Origin of the sequence: Burkholderia sp. LK4 (assembly GCF_001043615.1) — a bacterium.
In the GTDB taxonomy this organism is placed as follows: Bacteria; Pseudomonadota; Gammaproteobacteria; order Burkholderiales; family Burkholderiaceae; genus Burkholderia; species Burkholderia cepacia.
Window position 1 is genome coordinate 23,253 of the sequence record NZ_LDUL01000007.1, and the last position, 21,303, is coordinate 44,555.

Consider the following 21,303-nt stretch of genomic DNA (forward strand, 5'->3'; position numbering starts at 1 on the left):
AATTGCGGATGTTTCAAGCGTCCTTTCCCGCGCAGAAAGGGTGCGGAACACGCGGCAGCCGGCATCCGTGCGAGAGGCCCGTGCAGCCTGCGTGGCGTGCGGTCGTGCACCGGAATCGCCGGCGCGCTCACGCAACCGGCTGGCCGGGAAAACCATGAGGCCCGTTGCGCGACTGCCGGCGAAACAACCGCCGGCAGTCGGGCCGTCATGGTCAGTCGGCCGGCACGAACGCCGCCCCGTGAAACACGCGCACGGGGTTGCCGCGCTCGAGCGCAAAGTGCTGCATCCGCCGCTGCCGGCGCGCGTCGGACGCGTGACGGTCGGCTTCCTGCTGCAGTCGAACCTGCAGCAACTGCAGCGCGAGGCGCTTGTTCGCGTGCTGGCTGCGCTCGCTTTCCACGCGGACCGACAGGCCGGTCGCGACATGGGTCGCGCGAATCGCCGAGCTCGTCTTGTTCACGTGCTGGCCGCCCGGCCCGCGTGCACGCATCGCTTCGAACCGCACGTCGCCGTCCGGCAGCGGCTGCGCGTCGGCGCAGCGCGTGACACCGATGAACCAGTTCTTGCGCGGATGGCGCAACCGGTACGGGCTCGCGCAGATCCATTGCAGCGTGCCCGTCCAGCGGTCCGCCAGCGCCTGCGCGCCGGCACCGTCGAGATCGAGCAGCGCCGAGCGCAGCGTGCCGGGCCGTTCACCCGGCTGCACGTCCAGCACCGTGACGACGACGCGCTGCGCATCGGCTTCCGCCTGCAGGCGCCGCAACGCATTGGCCGCGGCGAGCTGGCACTCCAGCGGCCCGTGCGCGGAAGAAATCTGCATCAGCATCGGCCTGCCTCCCCGGACGTCTTGTAGGTCAGCACCGGCGCGAGCCGCGCGAGCTTGCGCAGCAGGCCGGCCGCCTCGAGCGCGTCGACGACGCTGTCGATCGGCTTGTAGGCCTGCGGCGCTTCCTCGTACAGCAGTTCGCGGTCTTCGCAGACGACGTGGCTGCCGAGCGGCGTACGCGTGAGCTGCGACGGCGTGAAGCGCCGTTCGAGACGCCCCTTGCAATCGCCGCGCGCCCACTTGCGGCCCGCGCCGTGTGCAAGCGACGCGAGGCTGGCCGCATCGTCGGGCCGCACGGGGGCGACGAGATAGCTGTAGTCGCCGCGCTACCCGGGAATCACGACCGGCCCCGCATCGGCCGGCGTCGCGCCTTTGCGATGGAGCCAGCCGGGCTCGCCGTCGACGCGCGCGCGGCTCACCAGGTTGTGGTTCACGTCGAGCACGCACCGGCCGTCGCTGCGCCAGCGCGCCAGCATGCGCCGCGCGATCAGGTCGCGATTCGCGATCGCGTAGCGCAACGCCGCGTCGTGGCGCGCAAGGTATGCCGTGCATGCGGCATCCGTGTCGTCGAGCCCGTTGTAGCCGTGCTCGCGCATGTGCTGTTCGAGGATCGACTGGCCGAAACCGCGCGACCCGCTGTGCACGAGCAGCAGCAGGCGCTCGTGATCGAGGCCGAGTGCGTGGACGGCATCGGCGTCGTACACCGCGTCGATCCGCTGCGCTTCCGCGAAATGATTGCCGCTGCCGATCGTGCCGAGCGATGCCGCGAACGCGTGATCCGCGAACCCGGCGGCCGCGATGAGCGGCTGCCAGCTTGCATCGGGCGTGGCGTCGATCGAGCCGAGCCGGCTCGCGAGCTTCGACGCGCTGACGCGCCGCGCATCGAGCGCGGTTTGCCACAGCGCCATTCCGCAGCCGATATCGCCGCCGATCAGCGCCGGGTACAGCCGGCCCGTCGAAAAGAACGCGGCGCCGACCGGGTAGCCGCGTCCGGGGTGAAGATCGGGCATGCCGGCGACACGCCGCATGCCGGGGAGGGTGGCAGCGTGTTCGAGCTGCCGGATGGCCTCACCTTCGATCCAGGTGGTGGCGCAAGCGCACAAGGTGACGCGCTCGCCCAGGTATTGCATGGAATTGCCCATGGAGGTTTCCGTTCGATGAAAAGGTAGAACGGCGGGCCATGGCGCAGGCAGCGCTCGAATGCGCTGCCCGACATCGGAAGTCGGGAAGAGGGCGGCACGACCGGATCGGAACGACCCGGCTCATCGCCGTGACGGCGATACGGTGTGCTGCTGCGTGGCGTGAACGATGAAACGGACGGACGCGAAAAACCCGGACTACGACCCGCGACGGGAGGAGCGTTGGCGTGACGTCATGATGTTCTTCTCCTTGCGAGTGAGGGGTTGATCGGAATGGCGGCGACTCTAGCATGCACGCAGCGGGCGCAGCAAGCGGGCAGCACGGCGCTGCCCATCGAATCGTCGCCCGATGTGGCGAAAAACACACATATAGATATCCTGACAATGTGCGTGCCGACGGCGCGTGCGGCACGCCACAGCAGGTTTTCAACGCATGCAGGCGGCCGCATCAGCGGGTTCCGACAGCGCTTGACAGTGCAAAAGCCGTTTCGTAGCATCCGCCTGCTTCATCCCTGAACCCTCATCGAACCGGTGATCCAAGTGCCCGCAAACATTCGTCCCTTCGCCTGATACGCCGACGACTGCCGTCCCGGCCGCGTGTCGTCCTGCCCGTTTCCGCCTGCCTCGCGGCGCCGGAACGTCGACTGCAGGAACGCGCCCGGACAAGCACTGACACCGCAACGCACACCAGACCGTTCGTTCACGTCGTCGGCTTTTTCCCCTGTTTCCGGAGAAAGACCATGACGCTGGATTTTCGCGCATACGCGCAATCGCTCGACCTCGCTCGTTACCCGCGCACGCCGCATCTCGAAGGCTCGCGCCTGCAGGACGGCGACGAAGGTCGCGAACACGTTCCCTATCGCACCCTCGCGGGCGCACACATCGTCGTCGAGGAAAAACTCGACGGCGCGAACACGGGCATCAGCTTCGGCCCGGCGGGCGAACTGCTGCTGCAGTCGCGCGGCCACTATCTGGCCGGCGGCGGCCGCGAGCGGCAGTTCGGTTTCGTGAAGACGTGGGCCGCCGCCCATGCAGGCTGGCTGCTCGACCGCCTCGGCGATCGCTACGTGATGTACGGCGAGACGATGAGCAAGAAGCACGCGGTGTTCTACGACGCGCTGCCGCATCACTTCTTCGAATTCGACGTGTTCGACCGCACGACGGGCCGTTTCCTGTCGACGGGCGCGCGTCGTGCGCTGCTTGCCGACGGGCCCGTGCTGTCGGTGCCCGTGCTGTACGAAGGCATCGCGCCGGCGCGGCTCGCCGACCTGAAAGCCCTGCTCGGCCCGTCGCTCGCGAAGACGCCGGACTGGCGTCGCGCGTTCGAGGAAACGGTGCGGCGGCAGGGGCTCGACCTCGCGCGCGCATGGCAGCAGTGCGACAAGTCGGCCAGCGCGGAAGGGCTCTACGTGAAGGTCGAGACGGACGACACGACGACCGCGCGCCTGAAGTGGGTCCGCCACGATTTCGTGCAGGCGATTCTCGAATCGGCGCGCCATCACTCGGAGCAGCCGTTCATCCCGAACCTGCTCGCGCCGGATGTCGACCTGTATGCGCCGCGCCCGACGGTCACGTGGCGATCGATCGCCACGACGCGCGCGCACCCATGAATGCGGAACGGCCGTGCGCCGTTTCGAGAGGAGTCTTGATCATGAAGTACGAACAACTGCAGGCACTCGTGCCGGCGTCCGGCCGGCAGCCGGACTACCGCGCGTGCCTCGCGGCGTTTCCCGCGCTCGAACAGGCGAAGACGACACCGCAGGAGCCGGCGCATCACGGCGAAGGCGACGTGTGGACGCATACGACGATGGTGATCGATGCGCTGCTCGCGTTGCCCGGTTATCAGGCCGCATCGCGCGCCGACCAGGAAATCGTGTTCCTGGCCGCGCTGCTGCACGACATCGCGAAGTACCGCACGACGGTCGTCGATCCCGTTACCGGCGCGATCGGCCATCCCGGCCACTCGCGCAAGGGGGCGATCGATGCGCGTATCGCGCTGTGGGATGCCGGCGTGCCGTTCGCGGTGCGCGAGGCGATCTGCCGGATGATCGCTGTGCACCAGGTGCCGTTTTTCGCGATGAGCGGGTCGCGCCGCGGCACGCCCGAGTTCATCGCGCGCGAACTGTCGTGGCAGGTGAGCCTGCCGCTGCTGTGCCTGCTCGCCGAAGCCGATATGCGCGGGCGCATCTGCAGCGATACGCAGCGCGTGCTCGACAACATCGAACTGTTGCGCGAACTGGCGCGGGAAGAGGGGTGTTATGGCCAGCCGCGCGCGTTCGCCGACGCGCACACCGCGCTCAGCTATTTTCGCGGCGCGGACGTGCATCCCGACTATCCGCTGTTCCGCACGCCGGGCTCGCGGGTCGTCGTGATGTCGGGCCTGCCCGCGTCGGGCAAGAACACGTGGGTCGCGCAGCATCATCCGGAGCTGCCCGTCGTGTCGTTCGACGATGCACGCGACGCGTTGGGGCTGCGCCATGGCCAGAACGAGGGCGCCGTCGCGCACCGTGCGGTCGACGCCGCGAAGGCACTGTTGCGGGAGAAGCGGCCGTTCGTGTGGAACGCGACGAACCTGTCGCCGCTGATGCGCAAGAAGACGCTCGACCTGCTGTTCGCGTACGGCGCCGACGTGACGCTCGTCTATCTCGAGCAGCCGCGCGCGGAGCTGTTGCGCCGCAACGCGCGGCGCGACACGTCGCTGACGAACCGCGCGCTCGAGGCGATGCTGCCGCGCTGGGATCCGCCGCTGCCCACCGAAGCGCATGCGGTGCGGTACGAAGCCTGATGCGGCAACGTCGCGACAAATGTCACCGCACGAACCGGTACACCGCCCGTCATGGCGGCATACCGGCTCGCATCATTTCAGCGCGGGATTCTGCTGCGTCGCACACGCGCGCAACGCTGTGACGAGATCGGGCTGGCCGAGCTTCTCGAACAGGTCGGCCATTTCCATCTGCGCGACCGGATCGCCTTCGCGCGCCGCGCGCCAGCGCAGCGACGCGATCATCCCGCTCATGCCTTCGCCGGGCGTTTCGCCGTCGTAGCCCGACATCGCCTGCAAGACGTCCGCGAGCTTGTTGTAGCCGGCCGGCACGTGATGAACGAGCAGCCACGCAATCTCCGGCTGCGCGCCTTCCCAATCCTCGTCGTCGAGCGAACTGCTCGCAAGGCGCGCGGCCGCGCGCCACGAACCGAGCGATGCGGCCTTCGCGTAGGCCTTGTCGGCGTCGCGGCCGCGCGACGACGGCGCCGCGTCGAACGCGGCCTGCGCTTCGGCCGACGGCGGCGGCAGCGCGAGCTTCGTGCACCTGAATGAGCCGGCATCCGGTGCGTTGCCGGGCTGGCCGGCCCAGCGCGCCTGGTCCTTCAGCGCGCGATCGAGCGTGGGCCGCACGTCGCCTTCCTTCATCGACGCGAACACCCAGTCGGTACGGACATGGCGCGCGGCGTCCCAGTCGCTTTCGGCGGCGGCATGTTGCGCGAACGCGAGGCACGCCGCCACGCAGCCGATGCGGAACAGGTTTCGGACAGGAGATTTCATCGCCGATCGCACCTCAACTCGCCACGATGATGAAGGTGGTGAGCGCGATCGGAAACAGCGCGAGGCCGAGCAGGCCCAACGCGCCATCGGCCGCCATTGCGATCGGCGACAAGGCCAGCTTCGCGCCGCGGCCGACAGCCGTCAGCTTGTCCGTCACCGTGACCTCGTACGGACGATTGAACGCCTGCGGAACCGACGAAGACGTGACATCGTTCGGCAGATAGCGCTTGCCGCTGATCCTGCCTTCCGACTCCAGGTAGGCGCCGTCCTTCTTGAAACCGTCCGCGAGCGCACGCTCGCGCACGTCGGAGCCGGTCGGCGCATCCGCGTAGTCCAGCCGCATCGTGTATTGACCGGTGATCGCGTCGCCGTGCGCCTCGAAATCGCTGAACGCCGTGTGAATCTTGGGGCGATAGGGGGCGTTGAGCACCGTCGCAAGGCTCGGCGGCATCTCGAAGATGTAGTGATACTTCTTGCCGAGCACGACGAGCTGTTTGCCGTCCGCGGTAATCAGGAACGTCGACAAGGTTTCGTCGTATTTCGAATCGCTCATCCACGCCTTGGTGACGGGACCGAAATTGGAGCAGCCGGCAAGCATGCCGGACGCCGCCACGGCGGGCAGCGCGAGAAATGTTCTTCTTTTCATGAGTGCTGGTGGGTTGTGGTTCGTTATTCAGCGGTACCGCTTGAATGTCGGACGCCGTGTTCGATGAACGTGGCACCCTGACGGCCGTTCGTGCGGTTTCTGCGCCTGCGCATTGTAGGGCCAAAGCGGCAAGTGCAGTGTCCCCGGAGCCGGGCATCGCGTCGGTGTGCGGTAGACTGCTCGCTCGCTTGCCCGCCGCCCATTACACGGCCGTTCGCACCCGGCCCGCTCAAACCATGGATCGAATCGACGCGATGAAGGTGTTCGTCGCCACGCTGGACGAAGGCAGCCTCGCGGGCGCGGGCCGCAAGCTCGGCCGGTCGCCGGCGGCGGTCAGCCGCGCGATCGCGTTTCTCGAAGCGCACACGGGCACCGCGCTGCTGTACCGCACGACCCGGACGATCCGGCTCAGCGACGCCGGCGAACGCTACGCCGCCGCGTGCCGCCGCATCCTGTCCGACCTCGAGGAAGCCGACATGCTGGTCGCCGACGAACGCTCGGCGCCGCGCGGCATGCTGACCGTCACCGCGCCGGTCGCCGCGGGCGAGGACGTGCTGCGCGCGCTGCTCGACGAATTCATCGAACGCCATCCCGCCGTGTCGATCCGCCTGCAGTTGCTCGACCGTCCCGTCAGCCTGATCGACGAAGGCATGGACGTCGCGCTGCGAATCGCGCACCTGAGCGATTCGACGCTGGTCGCGATTCCGGTCGGCGCGGTGCGGCGGGTCGTCGTGGCGTCGCCCGATTACCTGGCCACACATCCGGCCATCGAGACGCCGGCCGATCTCGCCCGGCACCGGATCATCTCGATGACGCATTTCGGCCTCGATTCGTGGAGCTTCCCGCCGTCCGCGCCGGCGGCGCTGCCGCAGGTCGTCCAGTTCGCGCCGCGCTTCATCATCAACACGGTCCGCGGCGCGGTCGCGTCGGCCGTCGCCGGCCACGGCGTCACGCGGCTCTTTTCCTATCACGTCGCCGAACCGGTGCGGGACGGCACGCTGCGGATCGTGCTGCGCGACAGCGAACACGCGCCGTTGCCGATCCATCTCGTCACACCTTACGGTCGCCTTTCCGTACCGAAGGTGCGTGCGTTCGTCGATTTCGCGGCGCCGCGCCTGCGCGAGCACTTCGCGCGGCTGGCGGCCATCACCGACGGCGATTGAACCGGGATGCGGAAGAATGGCTTTCGAGTGACGGCGATTCACTCGGCAATCGGCTCAATCTAGACTTCCTTCAACCCACGGACGCGCAGGGCGCCCGTTCAGCGAATGGAGGTCAACATGGATCGAGCGCTTTCCAGCCGGCGCCGCGCCGGTGCGTTCGGCGCGCGCCGCGCCGGGTCCGGCATCGGCATGGCGCGTTTCGCCTTCGTGCCGTTGCCGGCGAATATCGTCGCGCAAGGGTTTGCCGCACCGGTGACCGCGACGGCGAGGGCGCAATGAGCACGATCTCGCAAGCCCCCGCGGCGGCACGGGCCGAACGGCCCGCCGCCGGCTACGCCGAACGCAACGCGCGCTACTGGCGGCGCAATCTCGCCGTCTGCGTGTTCGGGTCGTTCACGACGCTCGTCAGCCTGAGCATGCTGCTGCCGTTCCTGCCGCTGTACGTGCGGCAACTCGGCGTCGACGCGCAGTCGGCCGTGATCCAGTGGTCGGGCGTCGCATTCGGCGCGACGTTTCTCGGCACGGCGGTCACCGCGCCGCTGTGGGGCCGGCTCGCGGACCGCTTCGGCCGCAAGCCGATGCTCGTGCGCGCGGCGATCGGCATGGCGATCGTGATGTCGCTGATCGGCGTCGCGCACAACGTGGTCGAACTCGTCGTGCTGCGGCTGCTCGCGGGGCTCGTCGGCGGTTACGCGTCGGCATCGACCGTGATGGTCGGCACGCAGGCACCGCGCGAACGCGCGGGCTGGGCGCTCGGCATCCTGTCGACCGGCGCGCTCGCGGGCAACCTGGTCGGGCCGCTCGTCGGCGGGCTGCTGCCGGGCTGGCTCGGCATTCGCGGCACGTTCTTCGCCGGTGGCGCGATGATCGCCGTCGCCGCGCTGCTGACGATCTTCGTCGTGAAGGAGGATTTCCACGCGGGCACCGACGCGAAACCGCGCACCGCGAGCGCGACGGCCGGCACGTCGCGCGGCACGGATCGTGCGGCGGTGGCCGCGCTGCTGGTAACGGCGATGATGGTGCTGCTCGCGAACATGTCGATCGAGCCGATCATCACCGTCTATATCGGCGGCCTCGGCGTCGGCAGCGATCATCTCGCGCGTGTCGCCGGCGTCGTGATGGCGTGCTCGGCGCTCGGCAGCATGCTGACCGCCGCCCGGCTCGGCGCGCTGGCCGACCGGATCGGCAGCTGGAACGTGATCATCGGCTGCCTGTTGCTGACCGCGCTCGCGATGGTGCCGCAGGCGTTCGTCACGCACTGGTGGCAGCTCGCCGCGCTGCGCGCGCTGATGGGCATGACCCTCGCGGGGTTGCTGCCGTCGATCGGCAAGCTCGTGCGGCAATCGGTCGACGAGCGCGCGACCGGGCAGATGCTCGGTTACCTGCAGTCCGCCCAGTTCAGCGGGCAGGTGATCGGCCCGGTGATCGGCGGGCAGATCGGCGTCGCGCTCGGGCTGCATTCGGTGTTCTTCGTGACGGGTGCGCTGCTGGCGGCTTGCGCGGGGCTCGCGCATTGGGCGCGCGGCCGATAGCCGTTGGCCGCTGGCCCGCGGGTCACGGGCGGGCGTAGCATGAGCGCAGCAGCAGGTGCCGCGCCGCGCAGCGCGCGATGCCGTACACCGGCGCCGCGACGGCAAACACCGCATCGCACGGCTGCGCGCCTTTTTCGACAGAACTTTCATGCGACCGGCTGCGCGCAAGGCACGACCCACGCACACCGGTTCGAACCCGACCCACGCTTCGGCCCGCATCCGGCCGAAGCATTTCGATTGCGGATCTTGCAGGAGGCCAGCGACATGAATCAATCGACCGACAACCGGACGCTGTTGCGCACACTCGGCGTGCGCACACCGATCGTCCAGGCGCCGATGGCCGGCGTCAGCACGCCGGCGCTGGCGGCCGCCGTGTCGAATGCGGGCGGGCTCGGCTCGCTCGGCGTGGGCGCGACGAACGCCGACGGCGCCCGCAAGATGATCCGCGACACGCGCGCGCTCACCGACCGGCCGTTCAACATCAACGTGTTCTGCCACCAGCCGGCACGCGCCGACGCGGCCGTCGAACGCGCGTGGCTCGACTGGCTCGCGCCGGCGTTCCGCGAATTCGGCGCGACGCCGCCCGCCTCGCTGTCGGAGATCTATACGAGCTTCGTCGCGGACGACGCGATGCAGGCGCTGCTCGTCGAAGAGAAGCCGGCCGTCGTCAGCTTCCATTTCGGGCTGCCGTCCGCGGACGTGATCGATGCGCTGAAGCGCGCGGGCGTCACGCTGTTCGCGGCCGCGACGAATCTCGACGAGGCGCACCGGATCGCCGCCGCCGGCATCGACGCGATCGTCGCGCAGGGCGTCGAAGCGGGCGGCCACCGTGGCGTGTTCGATTCGACCGCCCATGACGACCGCCTCGGCACGTTCGCGCTCACGCGCCTGATCGTGCGCGAATGCGCGCTGCCGGTGATCGCCGCCGGCGGCATCATGGACGGCGAGGGCATCGCCGCCGCGCTCGCCCTCGGCGCGCAGGCCGCGCAGCTCGGCACGGCGTTCGTCGCGTGCCCGGAGACGTCGATCGACGACGGTTATCGCCGCGCGCTGCTGAGCGACGCCGCACGGCGCACGACGTTCACGGCCGCGATCTCCGGCCGGATCGCGCGCGGCATCGCGAACCGGCTGACCACGCTCGGTGACGACCCGCAGGCGCCGGCCACGCCCGCGTACCCGATCGCCTACGACGCCGGCAAGGCGCTGCATGCAGCCGCGAAGGCAAAGGGCGAATTCGGCTACGGCGCGCAGTGGGCCGGGCAGGCGGCGCCGCTCGTGCGGCAGTTGCCGGCGGCCGAGCTGTTCGCCGCGCTCGAACGCGAGACGCGGGCGGCGATCGAGCGGATGCAGCACGTGCTGGATTGATCGCACGATCCGCGCTCCACGCGCGGCGGGCCGCATGCGCATGCCGGCAATCGGAACACGCAACGCGATTGCCCGCCGCCGATTTGAAACGTCCTGTATCTGCGCGAACGGCGGATACATCGCGATACATCGCGGGTTCGGGCGTCCGCTATAAAGCAGGCATGACCTCTTCTGGAGTGCACCATGTCTGCCACCTGGCTCAAAGGGTCCTGCCATTGCGGGGCCGTCAGATTCGAAGTCCGGGCCGCCGTGACGCCGGCGGTTCGCTGCAACTGCAGCCTGTGCCGCCGGCGCGGCGCGCTGATGAGCCCGATGTTCGCCGCGAGCGAACTGAAGATCGTCGAAGGCGAGGGCGCGCTGACGTGCTACCGCTTCAACACACACACGGCGCGCCACTATTTCTGCAGCCATTGCGGCGTCTATCCGTTCCATCAGACCCGCAAGGACCCGGCCTGCTGGCGCGTCAATCTCGGCTGCCTCGACGGTATCGACCCGTATGCGCTCGACGCGACGGTCGCCGACGGCGCGAGCCTTTCGGTCGTGGAGGACGCATGAAACGCTGGCTGATGATCCTGCTGTTTGCGGCAGGCGGGGTCGCGACCGAAATCGCGCATCCGGTGCAATGCACGCTGTTGTCGGCCAGCCGCGTGCAGACCGGCAAGCGCCGCACGCCGGATTGACGGCGCGCGGCGCCCGTTGGTTCATCGAGACCGATTTACCATGCTTCCGATAAGATCGCACGCGATATATAATGCGTCCATCTGCGGCCGTTCGCGTCGCTGGAGGACGTTCATGAAACCGACCGAAGCACCATCCACCGCCGCGCCGAAGCTGTCCGAGTTCCTGTGCTTCGCGATCTACTCGACGAACCTCGCGTTCGGCAAGGCCTACAAGCCGATCCTCGAGGAGCTGGGGCTCACGTACACGCAATACATCACGATCATTGCGCTGTGGGAGCAGGACCACCAGACGGTCGGCCAGCTCGGCGAGAAGCTGTTCCTCGAATCCAATACGCTGACGCCGATCCTGAAGAAGCTCGAGGCAATGGGCTACCTGGAGCGGCATCGCGATCCGTCGGACGAGCGCCAGGTGCTCGTCAGCCTGACGAAGAGCGGGCGCCGCGTGCGCGAGAAGGGCCTCGACATGAACCTGGTCGAGGCCACCGGGCTGAAGCCGGACGAATTCGCGAAGATGCAGAAGGCGATCGTCACGCTGCGCGGCAACCTGATCCAGTCGATCGACGAATAAGCCCACGGGCTACCGGCGGCCGGCACGTGCATCGTGCCGGCCGCGTCGTCATGCGTGCCCGTCGCCCAGCACCAGCAGGTGCATCTCGCGGCGCACGACAAAACCCAGTGCGAGATAGCGCTCGATCGCGACCTGGTTGGACGTGAGGACGTGCAGGAAAGGCGTTTCCGCGCGCGCATCGATGGCCGCGATCAACGACCGGATCAGACGTGCCGCCAGCCCTTGCCGTCGGAACGCGGCATCCACGCACACGGCGCTGATCTCGGTATACCCGTCGATCTGCATCCGCTCGCCGGCCATCGCGGCCAGCCTGCCTTCGTTGCGGATGCCGATGTAGCGGCCGAGCTCGAACGTGCGCGGGCCGAACGGGCCGGGCTGCGCGGCCGTGGTCAGCGCGAGCATGTCCGGCACGTCGGCTTCCGCGAGCGTGACGTGGCCCGCTTCAGGTGCCGGGGCGGGCGTCCCTTGCCAGACCATTTGCAACAGGGTCGCGCGCCGGATCGCCGACAAGCCCGCCGGCAATTCGATCTCGTCGGGCATGACGAGTGCCGCCGGCCCGTGTGCGGCGACCAGTGCGCGCAACGCGTCGAACGATGCCCCGCCGGTATCCTCGATCGCGGCAAACGGCGCGATGGCGACCGGAAACCGCCATGCACGGCCGTCGCCGAGCGCAAAGCGGCGCTGCCTGCCGGTCAGCGCGTTCCACACCACATGGTCGAGCGGGTGCGTACTGTCTGTTGCGCCTGTTGCGCCTGTCGCGTTTCCGGTCGTTGCATCGGACATCGGCTGCTCCTCGATTGAAGGTGTCGGTTGCACAGCATAGACCGGGACAGGACGGGCAGGGCGCGATGCAACATTGATCGTGTCATCGGCGCGGTGCGGGATGCGCGGCATGTGTTGCCGAAGCCCGGGCCAGCGTTGCCGGCTCCGCCCTGACCGGAAACGACAGGATCACCGCCAGCCCGCGCCCTCCGGTACCGGCAGTCACCTCGACGGGGTTCCGCTCGTCGCGATGCCGGCCGAACAGGCCGTCGCGATCGTTCACTGCGCGTTCGTGCGCCACCTCGCCGAGGATGGCGCGTTCGACCAGTTCACCTGCGTGCCGCGCTGCCGGATCCCGGCGCGCTACCTGGAGGCGATGCGCATTCGCGCCGTTCGGATCGGCATTGCGTGGATGAGCTTTCCGCCCGCCGTCGTGTACCGCTTCGAACGCCGGGTCAACGCAATCGGCCATCAATGGCCCGATGCTCCGCCGCAGCGGAATGCGGTTGCGGAAGCAACGATCCTGCACGGCGTCGATATTGTCCGGTTGCGCCATGCGCCATCACTCGATTCGAGCGGCGCCGGGCCATCGGCAGACGCGCGTTCATCATCGTGAACGCGCTCGGGAATGGGGTGTTGTGCGGCATGCCACGGCTGCTGTCTTTTCCTGCATGCCCGCTGATTGCGAGAACCGGCGGCCGCGTCGGTGCGGCGGGCGATCGAAGCCCGGGCCGACGCAAATAACGGATGTACGTCAGCCTGCATCGCCGCTTTCCGCCGAAGGCCGACGAGCGGCGCGCCGTGCTCGCGCGCCCCCGTTCCCCGCACGTCGTACCGAGCCGCCCGGACAGGCGTCACGATTCCGGCGACGCATGCTCAATGGCCGAAGTAGATCGACCGCTCCGCCATGCGAATCGCGCTGCGGTTTCCCGACTGCGTCGCCCCGACGGCGTCGCCGCCGTAACCGGACGCTTGCGATCCGACCGCGACCGCATCGTTGTCGTGAACCCGGCGCAGCGCAGCCTGCAGATTGTCCGGATAGTTCGGGTCGTTGGGGCGGTTCGGCAGGTAGCCGGCCGTTTGCAGCGCGGCCAGTTCCGCACGCACCTGCGCACGCGTCACGGTGCTTTCGCCGGCGTACGTCGGCGCGGCAACGGCGGCCGACACGGCAACAAGAAGGGCGGCGATCAGTGGGGTCTTCATCATTCACCTCGACAAATAATTGGATTCAGCGGTTGCGCATCGTGCGCCGGCAGCCGGCGCCGTACGCGGATTCGTTCAATGACCGAAGTAGATCGAGCGTTCGGCGACGCGTGTCGCGGGCCGGCGGCCCGACTGCGTCGCGGCGACGGCATCGCTGCCGTAACCGGATGTCGCCGCATCGGCCACCACGGTGTCGTTCGCGTGAATGCGCGTCAACGCGGCCTGCAGGTCGACCGGATAGTGCGGATCGTTCGCGCGGCCCGGCCGATAACCGGCCTGTTCCAGCTGGACGAGCTCGGCACGCACCTGCGCGCGGGACACGACGGCTTCATCGGCGAACGCCGGTACGGCGGCGGAGGCGGACACGGCGACGAGAAGGGCGGCGATCAATTGGGTTTTCATCATTTACCTCGACAGAACAGGAATGGAAGGAATTCAGGGTTCGCGTTTCGACGGACGGCGCAGCACGCTCAATGTCCGAAATACACCGAGCGGTCGGCCACGCTGACTGCATGGCGGCGGCCCGATTGCGTGGCCGCATCGCCGTTGCCGCCGTAGCCGGACGCCCGGTCGTTGCCGGCAACCGCATCGGCCGCCTGGATCCGCGTGAGTGCGGCCTGGAGATCGTCCGGATAGGTTGCGTCGGTCGCGCGATTCAGCGGGTAGCCGGCGTGTTGCAGCTGGGCGAGTTCGGCGCGCACCTGCGCACGCGTCACGGTGGCTTCGCTGGAGAACGCCGGTGCGGCGGCGGTGGCCGAAACAGCGACGAGAAGGGCGGCGATCAATCGGGTATTCATCATTCACCTCGAAAAAAAAGAAAAAGAACCGGGCATTCGGTCAGGCGGCGCCGGGCCGCCCGACGCACGTTCAGGCGATACGGATGTCGACGTCGATGTTGCCGCGCGTCGCCTTCGAATACGGGCAGGTCTGGTGTGCGGCATCGACGATGCGCTGCGCGACGTCGCGATCGAGCCCCGGCACGCTCACGTTCAGCCGGGCCTGCAGGAAGTACGCGTTGCCGGCGGTGCCGAGATCCACTTCGGCGTCGACGGCGAGATCGGCCGGCAACGTCACCTTCGCGGCACGCGCCGCGAGCTGCATCGCGCCGATGAAGCAGGCCGACCAGCCCGCCGCGAACAGTTGCTCGGGATTGGTGCCGGTGCCGGCGCTGCCCGGCGACGACAACTGGATGTCGAGGCGGCCGTCGGAACTGCGTGCGGCGCCGTCGCGGCCGCCGGAAGTCGTATGCGTCTTGCCCGTGTACAGCACGTGTTCGATCTTGCTCATCATTTGCTCCGTCAGTTGGGGTTTGTCTCAGATGCGATTCGATCGCATGCGACGCAGTTTGGTCTTGCCGCCCACTCACGTCAAGCGTATTCGATTAAATCGCATGCGATATTTTGTATTTCAATGTATCCGGAACGCGGAGCGCCTTTCAGGGCAAGCCTTTCCGGCGATCGATCCCTGATAACCGGGGAACACGGAACGACGCCGAAACAGACACGGAAGCGGGGCGTTGCCACCCCGATTTTCCATAAAGCGAACAGGTTCCTTGTCATTATTTCGCTTTCTACAATGCATCGTCTCTTCTAACCTTGCCGCACCCGATCGCAAGCGGCCCGCCCACGGCCGGCACTTGCACGGATCACGAGCACAATCGAAACGGAGACATTACGTGTCGCGCGTCAGCCCTCTTGCAACGGCCACGGATTCCCGGCCGACCGGAACCCTCGCGAACCTTCGATCCATCTTCAGCGGATCGGTAGGCAACCTCATCGAGTATTACGACTGGTACGTGTATTCCGCGTTTTCGCTGTATTTCGCGAAGGCGTTCTTTCCGAACGGCAACCTGACCGTCCAGTTGCTGAACACGGCGGCCATCTTCGCCGTCGGTTTCGTCATGCGCCCGATCGGCGGCTGGCTCGTCGGCCTGTACGCGGATCGCAACGGCCGCAAGGCCGCGCTGCTCGTCTCGGTGCTGGCGATGTGCGTCGGCTCGCTGATCATCGGCCTGACCCCCGGTTACGACACGATCGGCCTTGCCGCGCCGGTGCTCCTGGTCTTCGCGCGACTGCTGCAAGGGCTGAGCCTCGGCGGCGAATACGCGAGTTCGGCAACGTACCTGAGCGAGATGGCCGACAAGTCCCGGCGCGGCTTCTATTCGAGCTTCCTGTTCGCGACCCTGTCGCTCGGCCAGTTGCTCGCGATGGGTGTGCTGGTCGTGCTGCAGCAGTTTTTCCTGACCACCGCGCAACTCGAAAGCTGGGGATGGCGCATCCCGTTCCTGCTCGGGTCGCTGCTGGCTTGCAGCGCGATCTTCCTGCGCAGCAACATGCAGGAAACGGCATCGTTCGAGCAGCACCGCCGCAGCAAGCGCCGCCACGCGTCGATCGCCGACCTGTTCCATCACAAACGCGAGTGCCTGATCGTGGCCGGCCTGACGCTCGGCGGCACGGTCGCGTTTTATGCCTATACGACGTACATGCAGAAATTCCTCGTCAACAGCGCGGGGATGAGCAAGGCCGACGCATCGATGGTCTCCGTGATCAGCCTGCTGGCATTCGTCGCGATGCAGCCGATCTTCGGCAGCCTGTCCGATCGCGTCGGGCGTCGCCCGCTGCTGATCGCGTTCGGCGTACTCGGCACGCTCTGCACCGTGCCGATCTTCCAGGCGCTCCGCGGCGTTCAGACAACCGGCGCCGCGCTGGCGCTGATCGTCGCCGCGCTGCTGATCGTCAGCCTGTATTCGTCGGTCAGCGCCGTGGCCAAGGCCGAACTGTTTCCGGTCGGCGTGCGCGCACTGGGCGTCGGGTTGCCGTACGCGATCACGGTGTCGCTGTTCGGCGGAACGGCCGAATACGTCGCGCTGTGGATGAAGAGCATCGGACACGAAGCGTGGTTCTTCTACTACGTGTCGGCGTGCGTGCTCGTGTCGCTGCTGTGCTACCTGTGGATGCCCGATCCCAAGCAGGTCTCGCGCATCGACGAAGCGTGACGACGGCACGCATCATCGAAATCGCCCGGCCCGACGCCGGGCGGCAAATCACGGTTCAGCAGAAGTCCGCGTACTGACGCACCAGCGACAGCATCGACGGAATCAGGCCGCGCACGTCGCCGCGGCGCCACTGGAACGCATATTGAAGCGGCGCCAGCGGCGGCTCGCTCGTCAGCTGCACGAGCGAGCCGCCCGGCCGCGCGCGTGCCCAGTCGACCGGCAGGAAGCCGATGCCGACGCCTTCGCCCAGCATGCCGGCCACCGCACTCCAGTTGTTGCACTCGATCCTGCGCGCGTGATTGATGCCGCACGCGAGCAGCCAGTCGTCGAGAATACGCGTCACGCCCGAACCGGACGGCAGCAGCACCAGCGCATGACTGGCGAGCAGCGCCGGCGTCAGGACGCGCTCGCGGCCGACCAGCGCCTCGGCCGCCATCCACGCGAACCGCGCTTCCGCCACCGGCTGCGACAGCACACTGGTGCGCGACGACCGGCCGGCGATCACCGCGAAATCCAGTTCACCGGCATCGACTTTCTCCTCCAGTGCCGCGCCCACGTCGACATACGGCTCCAGCGCCAGCTTCGGGTGCTGCTTCTGGACCGCCGCCACGAAGCGGGGCAGCCACGTCAGCGCCGACAGTTCGCCGACGCCGAAGCGCAGTCGGCCGCTCAACCCTTCGTCCCTGGCAACCGATTCCTGCAGCGCGGCGACGGACTCGAGCACCCGCACCACGGCCGGCAGCAGCGCCTCGCCGTCGTCGGTCAGCACGGCCCGGTGGCCGCTCCGGTCGAACAGCGTGCGTTCGACGACCTGTTCCAGTTCGTTGATGCGCTTGGACAGCGACGACACCGACAGGTGCAGCCGTTGCGCAGCGGTCGAGAAGTTCGCGCAGGTCGCCGCCCAGTAGAACGCGTCGAGCTGCTTGAGAGTCGGGGTCGCCATTGTCTTTCGCTTTTATCGAACAAATTCATTGGAAGATTATCGCTTTTTAAGCACGCCGCGCGTACCTAAAATTCCGCCATCGACTCGAAAACAGGCTTCAGACATGACTCCTTCCGCCTCATCCGTTTCCGGAACAAGCCGCCACCTGGCCGATACGCGCACGCCGCACATGCCGCGCGTGCTGCGAAAGATGCTGTGCCTCCATGATTTCGAAGCCGCGGCACGCCGCGCGCTGCCGCGCCCGATCTTCGGCTACGTCAGCGGCGCCGCCGAAGACAACCGCACGCGCGACGACAATCGTGCCGTGTTCGACGAATACGGGTTTGCGACGCGCGTGCTGCGCAACGTGTCGCGGCGGGAGCAGGGCGTCGAGCTGTTCGGACGACGCTATGCGTCGCCGTTCGGCATCGCGCCGATGGGGATCCATGCGCTGTCGGCCTATCGCGGCGATATCGTGCTGGCGCGTGCCGCACAGCGCGCGGGCATCGCGTCGATCATGAGCGGCTCGTCGCTCATTCCACTGGAGGAGGTCGCCGCCGCCGCGCCGGAAACCTGGTTCCAGGCATACCTGCCCGGGGACGCAGGCCGCATCGCCGCGCTGCTCGAACGCGTGGCGCGTGCCGGCTACCGGACACTCGTGATCACGGTCGACATCCCTGTATCCGCCAATCGCGAAAACAACGTGCGGACCGGCTTCACCACGCCGCTGCGCCCCGGGCCGCGCCTGTTCTGGGACGGCATCGTGCGCCCGCGCTGGCTCGCCGGCACCTTCGCCCGGACGTTGCTCGCGCACGGCATGCCGCATTTCGAGAACTCCTTTGCCACCCGCGGCGCGCCGATCCTGTCGTCCACGGTGCAGCGGGATTTCTCGGCCCGCGACCATCTCGACTGGGGCCACCTGGAACGGATCCGGCAGGAATGGAAGGGCGAACTGGTGATCAAGGGCATCCTCAGCGTGGACGATGCCGTCATCGCCCGCGACGCCGGCGCCGACGGCATCATCCTGTCGAACCACGGCGGCCGCCAGCTTGACGGCGCGGTCTCGCCGATGCGGATCCTGCCCGACGTGGTTCGGGCGCTGGGCGCGGACTATCCGGTGATGATCGACAGCGGCTTTCGGCGCGGGTCGGACGTGCTGAAAGCGGTCGCGATGGGCGCGCGCATGGTGTTCGTCGGGCGGCCGTTCAATTACGCGGCGGCCGTGGCCGGTGAAGCCGGCGTCATGCACGCGATCGGGCTGCTGCGCGACGAAGTGGACCGGAACATGGCGATGCTGGGCGTCGAACGGTGCAGCGGCCTGACGCCCGATGTGCTGATCCGGAAAGGCGGCGTGCCGGCGTCGCCGGTGGCCGTCTAGCGCGGGGAAGGCCGGTTGCCGCCCTCCGGGACGATACCCGCGTTACGCCGGGTCGATCGCGGCGATCACGACGAGGGCCACGGCCGCGTCGGCCGGCAACTGGCGCAGGGAGAACACCGAGCGCGCGTGTCCCGCCTTGTCGCCCAGCACGGCAGCGAACAGGTCGGACGCGCCGTCGATCACGGCCGGCTGCCCGAAAAAACCGTCGGCCGAACTCACGTGCCCCTCGACGCGCGCGATCTTGCGCAGGCGCTCGAAGCCGCCCAGGTGCCGGCGGATCTGCGCGAGCACGTTCAGCGCCGCGAGCCGGGCGGCATGCTTGCCGTCGTCGACGCTCAACTGCTCGCCGACGCGGCCGGTATAGGCGACCTTGCCGTCGACGAGCGGCAGTTGTCCCGACACGAACAGCAGGTTGCCCGCTTCGCTGACGGCCGTATAGCTGCCGAGCGGGTTCGGCGGTTCGGGTAACGCGAGGCCGAGCTCGGCCAGCTTCTGTTCGACGGTCATGTCATGCTCCTTGCAGGAAAAGGGTTGGGGCAATCGGTGCTGCCTGCGAGTCACTGTAGTCATGCGACCGAAACCGGTAAATGTCAGCCGAGCAATTGATTCACGACGCGGTGTAACAAATCGCGCGACGCATGCCCGCTGGTTTGCCGCGCGAGATTCATGCACACTCGTGGCTCCATCGCGCGCCCTACGCCGGAGACGGCAGCAACCATGCAACGACAATTCGACGACCTGCTGCTGGGCAGCATCGAGCTGTTCTGTCTTGCCGCCGAACTCGGCAGCTTCACGCTCGCGGCAAACGCGGCGGGCGTCACGCCGGCCGCGGTCAGCCGGTCGGTGGCGCGGCTCGAGGAGCGTCTCGGCGTGCGGCTGTTCGTGCGCACGACACGCCAGATCCGCCTGACCGATTCCGGCCGCCGCTACTTCGAGCAATGCCGCGACGCGCTGTCGCAACTCGTCGACGCGGAGCGCGAAGCGACCGGCCAGCAGGCCACGCCCGCCGGCCTGCTGCGGATCAGCATGCCGACGCCGTACGGGCACTATCGCGTGCTGCCGCTGCTGCCGGCGTTCCGCGAGCGGTACCCCGAGGTTCGCGTCGAAACCCACCTGAGCAACCGCAACATCGATTTCGCGGAGGAAGGCTACGATCTCGCGATTCGCGGCCGCGCACCGGCCGATTCGAACCTGGTCGCACGCAAGCTGGAGGACGCCGAACTCGTGGTCGTCGCGACGCCCGGCTACCTGAAGCGCGCGGGCATGCCGGCCGCCATCGACGACCTGCATGCGCATGAATGCATCCAGTTCGAACTGCCGAGCAGCGGGCGGCCGGTTCCGTGGCTGTTCAACGACGGGACGGAGGAAGTCGATGTCGCGACGACCGGCAGCTACGGAACGTCGGGAGACTACCTTGGCGGTGTGACGCTCGCGCGCAGCGGCGCGGGCCTGTTCCAGACCTACCGCTTCATCGTCGAGCAGGATCTGCGTGCCGGCACGCTCGTGGAAGTGCTGCCCGGCCTCGGCGGCCGGTCGCGGCCCTTCGTGCTGCTGTATCCGCATGCGCGTTTTTTGTCGTCGCGCGTGCGCGTATTCGTCGACTTTCTGGTCGAGCAACTCGAGCGTGCCCCGACCAGGCAGCCGGTCGGGCCACGCGCCAAACGGGCCGGCGCATCGCGTTAGGTGTGCCGGCTCGCGGTTTCGACGCCGCGGCTCAATGCCCGGCGCTCTGGCCGCCGTCGACGTGCAGGATCTCGCCCGTGACGAACGGTGCCGAGTCCAGGTACAGGATCGCGTCGACGATGTCGCTCATCTCGCCCATGCGGCCGACCGGATGGAGCGACGCGAGCGTCGCATGGGTTTCGGGCGCATGCATCGGCGACTTGATGATGCCGGGCGACACCGCATTCACGCGAATGCCGGCCTTCGCATACTCGATCGCGAGCGACTTCGTCGCCGCATTCAATCCGCCCTTCGTCAGCGAGGCGAGCACCGACGGCACGTTGCTGTTCGCATGATCGACCAGGCTCGTCGTGATGCTGACCACGTGTCCGCCGCCGTGCTTCTGCATCGCGGCGATCGCATGCTGCGTGACGTGGAAGAAGCCGCTCAGGTTGACGCTCGTGATCTGCGCATAGTCGTCCGCGGTGTACTGCGTGAACGGCTTCGCGATGAACACGCCGGCGTTGTTGACGAGCGTGTCGACGCGGCCGAAGTGCTCGATGGCCGCGTCGACCACGCGCCGGGCGACGGCCGGGTCGCCGATGTCGCCCGCGACGGTGACGAGATCCGGATCGTTCGACGGGCCGATCGAACGTGACGTCGCGACGACGCGATGACCGCGTGCGCGGAATGCGTTGACCGTTTCCGCGCCGATGCCTTGCGATGCGCCGGTGACGATGATGACCTTGGATGCGCTCATGATTTGCCTCGATAGGTGAAGGGTTCCCGGCTTCAGTGCCGAACGGATCGATGAATCCGATGGGCTCACTGTAGGCGTGCCGGTCACGATCTCGAACACCCACCATGGCGCAACAGTCTTGCGTCGCAGGAACAAATGCGGCGGAGGGCGATTGGCGCCCG

24 protein-coding genes and 1 pseudogene are annotated in these 21,303 nt (G+C 67.8%); 12 read left to right on the plus strand and 13 right to left on the minus strand.

The window, feature by feature from the left end; all coding sequences use genetic code 11:
- Positions 1-211 precede the first annotated feature (211 nt).
- Both prfH and VK92_RS02645 read right to left on the minus strand, forming a co-directional pair.
- Positions 212-826 (minus strand): peptide chain release factor H, encoded by a 615-nt coding sequence (gene prfH, locus VK92_RS02640; RefSeq protein WP_021159612.1) that lies wholly within the window; start codon positions 824-826, stop codon positions 212-214.
- A pseudogene (locus VK92_RS02645) lies at positions 820-1,968 on the minus strand (RNA ligase RtcB family protein). Before VK92_RS02645 ends, prfH begins: the two are co-directional and overlap by 7 nt.
- Before the next feature lie 737 nt (positions 1,969-2,705).
- Here VK92_RS02645 and VK92_RS02650 point away from each other — a divergent pair.
- On the plus strand, positions 2,706-3,575 hold the full coding sequence (locus VK92_RS02650; protein WP_048022698.1) for an RNA ligase family protein: 870 nt from the start codon (positions 2,706-2,708) through the stop codon (positions 3,573-3,575).
- A 41-nt stretch (positions 3,576-3,616) separates the two neighbouring features.
- A complete protein-coding gene (locus tag VK92_RS02655; protein WP_048022699.1) occupies positions 3,617-4,750 on the plus strand; it encodes an AAA family ATPase in 1,134 nt (377 codons plus the stop codon).
- A 72-nt stretch (positions 4,751-4,822) separates the two neighbouring features.
- Here the strand turns inward: VK92_RS02655 and VK92_RS02660 are convergent, their stop codons facing one another.
- Positions 4,823-5,506, minus strand: coding sequence for a hypothetical protein (locus VK92_RS02660; RefSeq protein WP_048022889.1), 684 nt, complete (start codon positions 5,504-5,506; stop codon positions 4,823-4,825).
- Between the two features lie 13 nt (positions 5,507-5,519).
- Positions 5,520-6,152 carry a hypothetical protein gene (locus VK92_RS02665; protein ID WP_027787377.1) on the minus strand — a complete coding sequence of 211 codons (633 nt, stop codon included), beginning with the start codon at positions 6,150-6,152 and terminating at the stop codon, positions 5,520-5,522.
- Between the two features lie 236 nt (positions 6,153-6,388).
- On the opposite strand from VK92_RS02665, the gene VK92_RS02670 reads away from it, so the two are divergent.
- The 7 genes from VK92_RS02670 to VK92_RS02690 all read left to right on the plus strand — a co-directional run bounded on the left by VK92_RS02670 (position 6,389) and on the right by VK92_RS02690 (position 11,460).
- Positions 6,389-7,315 (plus strand): LysR family transcriptional regulator, encoded by a 927-nt coding sequence (locus tag VK92_RS02670; protein ID WP_048022700.1) that lies wholly within the window; start codon positions 6,389-6,391, stop codon positions 7,313-7,315.
- A 105-nt stretch (positions 7,316-7,420) separates the two neighbouring features.
- Positions 7,421-7,594: a hypothetical protein gene (locus tag VK92_RS41470; protein ID WP_156187222.1), complete on the plus strand. Its 174-nt coding sequence runs from the start codon at positions 7,421-7,423 to the stop codon at positions 7,592-7,594.
- Positions 7,591-8,847, plus strand: coding sequence for an MFS transporter (locus VK92_RS02675; protein WP_048022701.1), 1,257 nt, complete (start codon positions 7,591-7,593; stop codon positions 8,845-8,847). The genes VK92_RS41470 and VK92_RS02675 overlap by 4 nt, the downstream gene beginning before the upstream one ends.
- A 264-nt stretch (positions 8,848-9,111) precedes the next feature.
- A complete protein-coding gene (locus tag VK92_RS02680) occupies positions 9,112-10,212 on the plus strand; it encodes an NAD(P)H-dependent flavin oxidoreductase (protein WP_048022702.1) in 1,101 nt (366 codons plus the stop codon).
- A 183-nt stretch (positions 10,213-10,395) separates the two neighbouring features.
- Positions 10,396-10,767: a GFA family protein gene (locus VK92_RS02685; RefSeq protein WP_048022703.1), complete on the plus strand. Its 372-nt coding sequence runs from the start codon at positions 10,396-10,398 to the stop codon at positions 10,765-10,767.
- Complete coding sequence (locus VK92_RS43280) at positions 10,764-10,892, plus strand: hypothetical protein (RefSeq protein ID WP_021159600.1); 129 nt, start codon at positions 10,764-10,766, stop codon at positions 10,890-10,892. The genes VK92_RS02685 and VK92_RS43280 overlap by 4 nt, the downstream gene beginning before the upstream one ends.
- Before the next feature lie 112 nt (positions 10,893-11,004).
- Positions 11,005-11,460 carry a MarR family winged helix-turn-helix transcriptional regulator gene (locus tag VK92_RS02690; protein WP_048022704.1) on the plus strand — a complete coding sequence of 152 codons (456 nt, stop codon included), beginning with the start codon at positions 11,005-11,007 and terminating at the stop codon, positions 11,458-11,460.
- 48 nt (positions 11,461-11,508) lie between these two features.
- On the opposite strand, the gene VK92_RS02695 is transcribed toward VK92_RS02690, so the two are convergent.
- From VK92_RS02695 to VK92_RS02720, 6 genes are all read right to left on the minus strand, one after another.
- A complete protein-coding gene (locus tag VK92_RS02695; protein WP_048022705.1) occupies positions 11,509-12,243 on the minus strand; it encodes a GNAT family N-acetyltransferase in 735 nt (244 codons plus the stop codon).
- An 82-nt stretch (positions 12,244-12,325) separates the two neighbouring features.
- On the minus strand, positions 12,326-12,778 hold the full coding sequence (locus tag VK92_RS43450; RefSeq protein WP_156187223.1) for a hypothetical protein: 453 nt from the start codon (positions 12,776-12,778) through the stop codon (positions 12,326-12,328).
- Positions 12,779-13,098: 320 nt separating this feature from the next.
- Entirely contained in the window at positions 13,099-13,428 is a 330-nt protein-coding gene (locus VK92_RS02705) for a DUF4148 domain-containing protein (RefSeq protein WP_048022706.1), read from the minus strand.
- 72 nt (positions 13,429-13,500) lie between these two features.
- Positions 13,501-13,827, minus strand: coding sequence for a DUF4148 domain-containing protein (locus VK92_RS02710; protein WP_048022891.1), 327 nt, complete (start codon positions 13,825-13,827; stop codon positions 13,501-13,503).
- A 68-nt stretch (positions 13,828-13,895) separates the two neighbouring features.
- Complete coding sequence (locus VK92_RS02715) at positions 13,896-14,222, minus strand: DUF4148 domain-containing protein (RefSeq protein ID WP_042975136.1); 327 nt, start codon at positions 14,220-14,222, stop codon at positions 13,896-13,898.
- 70 nt (positions 14,223-14,292) lie between these two features.
- A complete protein-coding gene (locus tag VK92_RS02720) occupies positions 14,293-14,712 on the minus strand; it encodes an organic hydroperoxide resistance protein (protein ID WP_042975135.1) in 420 nt (139 codons plus the stop codon).
- A 388-nt stretch (positions 14,713-15,100) separates the two neighbouring features.
- Between VK92_RS02720 and VK92_RS02725 the strand changes: the two genes are divergently transcribed.
- Positions 15,101-16,420: an MFS transporter gene (locus VK92_RS02725; RefSeq protein ID WP_027787365.1), complete on the plus strand. Its 1,320-nt coding sequence runs from the start codon at positions 15,101-15,103 to the stop codon at positions 16,418-16,420.
- A 55-nt stretch (positions 16,421-16,475) separates the two neighbouring features.
- On the opposite strand, the gene VK92_RS02730 is transcribed toward VK92_RS02725, so the two are convergent.
- Positions 16,476-17,363, minus strand: a complete 888-nt coding sequence (locus VK92_RS02730) for a LysR family transcriptional regulator (RefSeq protein ID WP_048022707.1) — start codon at positions 17,361-17,363, stop codon at positions 16,476-16,478.
- A gap of 169 nt (positions 17,364-17,532) precedes the next feature.
- On the opposite strand from VK92_RS02730, the gene VK92_RS02735 reads away from it, so the two are divergent.
- Complete coding sequence (locus tag VK92_RS02735; protein ID WP_258025532.1) at positions 17,533-18,720, plus strand: alpha-hydroxy acid oxidase; 1,188 nt, start codon at positions 17,533-17,535, stop codon at positions 18,718-18,720.
- Between the two features lie 42 nt (positions 18,721-18,762).
- Here VK92_RS02735 and VK92_RS02740 read toward each other — a convergent pair whose 3' ends face one another.
- Positions 18,763-19,227, minus strand: a complete 465-nt coding sequence (locus VK92_RS02740; RefSeq protein WP_048022709.1) for a RidA family protein — start codon at positions 19,225-19,227, stop codon at positions 18,763-18,765.
- A gap of 210 nt (positions 19,228-19,437) precedes the next feature.
- Here VK92_RS02740 and VK92_RS02745 point away from each other — a divergent pair, with 210 nt between their 5' ends.
- Positions 19,438-20,403, plus strand: coding sequence for a LysR family transcriptional regulator (locus tag VK92_RS02745; RefSeq protein WP_048022711.1), 966 nt, complete (start codon positions 19,438-19,440; stop codon positions 20,401-20,403).
- A gap of 31 nt (positions 20,404-20,434) precedes the next feature.
- Here VK92_RS02745 and VK92_RS02750 read toward each other — a convergent pair whose 3' ends face one another.
- Positions 20,435-21,142: an SDR family NAD(P)-dependent oxidoreductase gene (locus VK92_RS02750; protein WP_048022712.1), complete on the minus strand. Its 708-nt coding sequence runs from the start codon at positions 21,140-21,142 to the stop codon at positions 20,435-20,437.
- Positions 21,143-21,303: the final 161 nt, after the last annotated feature.

Coding starts and splice junctions, on each gene's coding strand:
- prfH (WP_021159612.1), bottom strand. CDS start 826: ATGCTGATGCAGATTTCTTCCGCGCACGGGCCGCTGGAGTGCCAGCTC.
- VK92_RS02650 (WP_048022698.1), top strand. CDS start 2,706: ATGACGCTGGATTTTCGCGCATACGCGCAATCGCTCGACCTCGCTCGT.
- VK92_RS02655 (WP_048022699.1), top strand. CDS start 3,617: ATGAAGTACGAACAACTGCAGGCACTCGTGCCGGCGTCCGGCCGGCAG.
- VK92_RS02660 (WP_048022889.1), bottom strand. CDS start 5,506: ATGAAATCTCCTGTCCGAAACCTGTTCCGCATCGGCTGCGTGGCGGCG.
- VK92_RS02665 (WP_027787377.1), bottom strand. CDS start 6,152: ATGAAAAGAAGAACATTTCTCGCGCTGCCCGCCGTGGCGGCGTCCGGC.
- VK92_RS02670 (WP_048022700.1), top strand. CDS start 6,389: ATGGATCGAATCGACGCGATGAAGGTGTTCGTCGCCACGCTGGACGAA.
- VK92_RS41470 (WP_156187222.1), top strand. CDS start 7,421: ATGGAGGTCAACATGGATCGAGCGCTTTCCAGCCGGCGCCGCGCCGGT.
- VK92_RS02675 (WP_048022701.1), top strand. CDS start 7,591: ATGAGCACGATCTCGCAAGCCCCCGCGGCGGCACGGGCCGAACGGCCC.
- VK92_RS02680 (WP_048022702.1), top strand. CDS start 9,112: ATGAATCAATCGACCGACAACCGGACGCTGTTGCGCACACTCGGCGTG.
- VK92_RS02685 (WP_048022703.1), top strand. CDS start 10,396: ATGTCTGCCACCTGGCTCAAAGGGTCCTGCCATTGCGGGGCCGTCAGA.
- VK92_RS43280 (WP_021159600.1), top strand. CDS start 10,764: ATGAAACGCTGGCTGATGATCCTGCTGTTTGCGGCAGGCGGGGTCGCG.
- VK92_RS02690 (WP_048022704.1), top strand. CDS start 11,005: ATGAAACCGACCGAAGCACCATCCACCGCCGCGCCGAAGCTGTCCGAG.
- VK92_RS02695 (WP_048022705.1), bottom strand. CDS start 12,243: ATGTCCGATGCAACGACCGGAAACGCGACAGGCGCAACAGGCGCAACA.
- VK92_RS43450 (WP_156187223.1), bottom strand. CDS start 12,778: ATGGCGCAACCGGACAATATCGACGCCGTGCAGGATCGTTGCTTCCGC.
- VK92_RS02705 (WP_048022706.1), bottom strand. CDS start 13,428: ATGATGAAGACCCCACTGATCGCCGCCCTTCTTGTTGCCGTGTCGGCC.
- VK92_RS02710 (WP_048022891.1), bottom strand. CDS start 13,827: ATGAAAACCCAATTGATCGCCGCCCTTCTCGTCGCCGTGTCCGCCTCC.
- VK92_RS02715 (WP_042975136.1), bottom strand. CDS start 14,222: ATGAATACCCGATTGATCGCCGCCCTTCTCGTCGCTGTTTCGGCCACC.
- VK92_RS02720 (WP_042975135.1), bottom strand. CDS start 14,712: ATGAGCAAGATCGAACACGTGCTGTACACGGGCAAGACGCATACGACT.
- VK92_RS02730 (WP_048022707.1), bottom strand. CDS start 17,363: ATGGCGACCCCGACTCTCAAGCAGCTCGACGCGTTCTACTGGGCGGCG.
- VK92_RS02735 (WP_258025532.1), top strand. CDS start 17,533: ATGCCGCGCGTGCTGCGAAAGATGCTGTGCCTCCATGATTTCGAAGCC.
- VK92_RS02740 (WP_048022709.1), bottom strand. CDS start 19,227: ATGACCGTCGAACAGAAGCTGGCCGAGCTCGGCCTCGCGTTACCCGAA.
- VK92_RS02745 (WP_048022711.1), top strand. CDS start 19,438: ATGCAACGACAATTCGACGACCTGCTGCTGGGCAGCATCGAGCTGTTC.
- VK92_RS02750 (WP_048022712.1), bottom strand. CDS start 21,142: ATGAGCGCATCCAAGGTCATCATCGTCACCGGCGCATCGCAAGGCATC.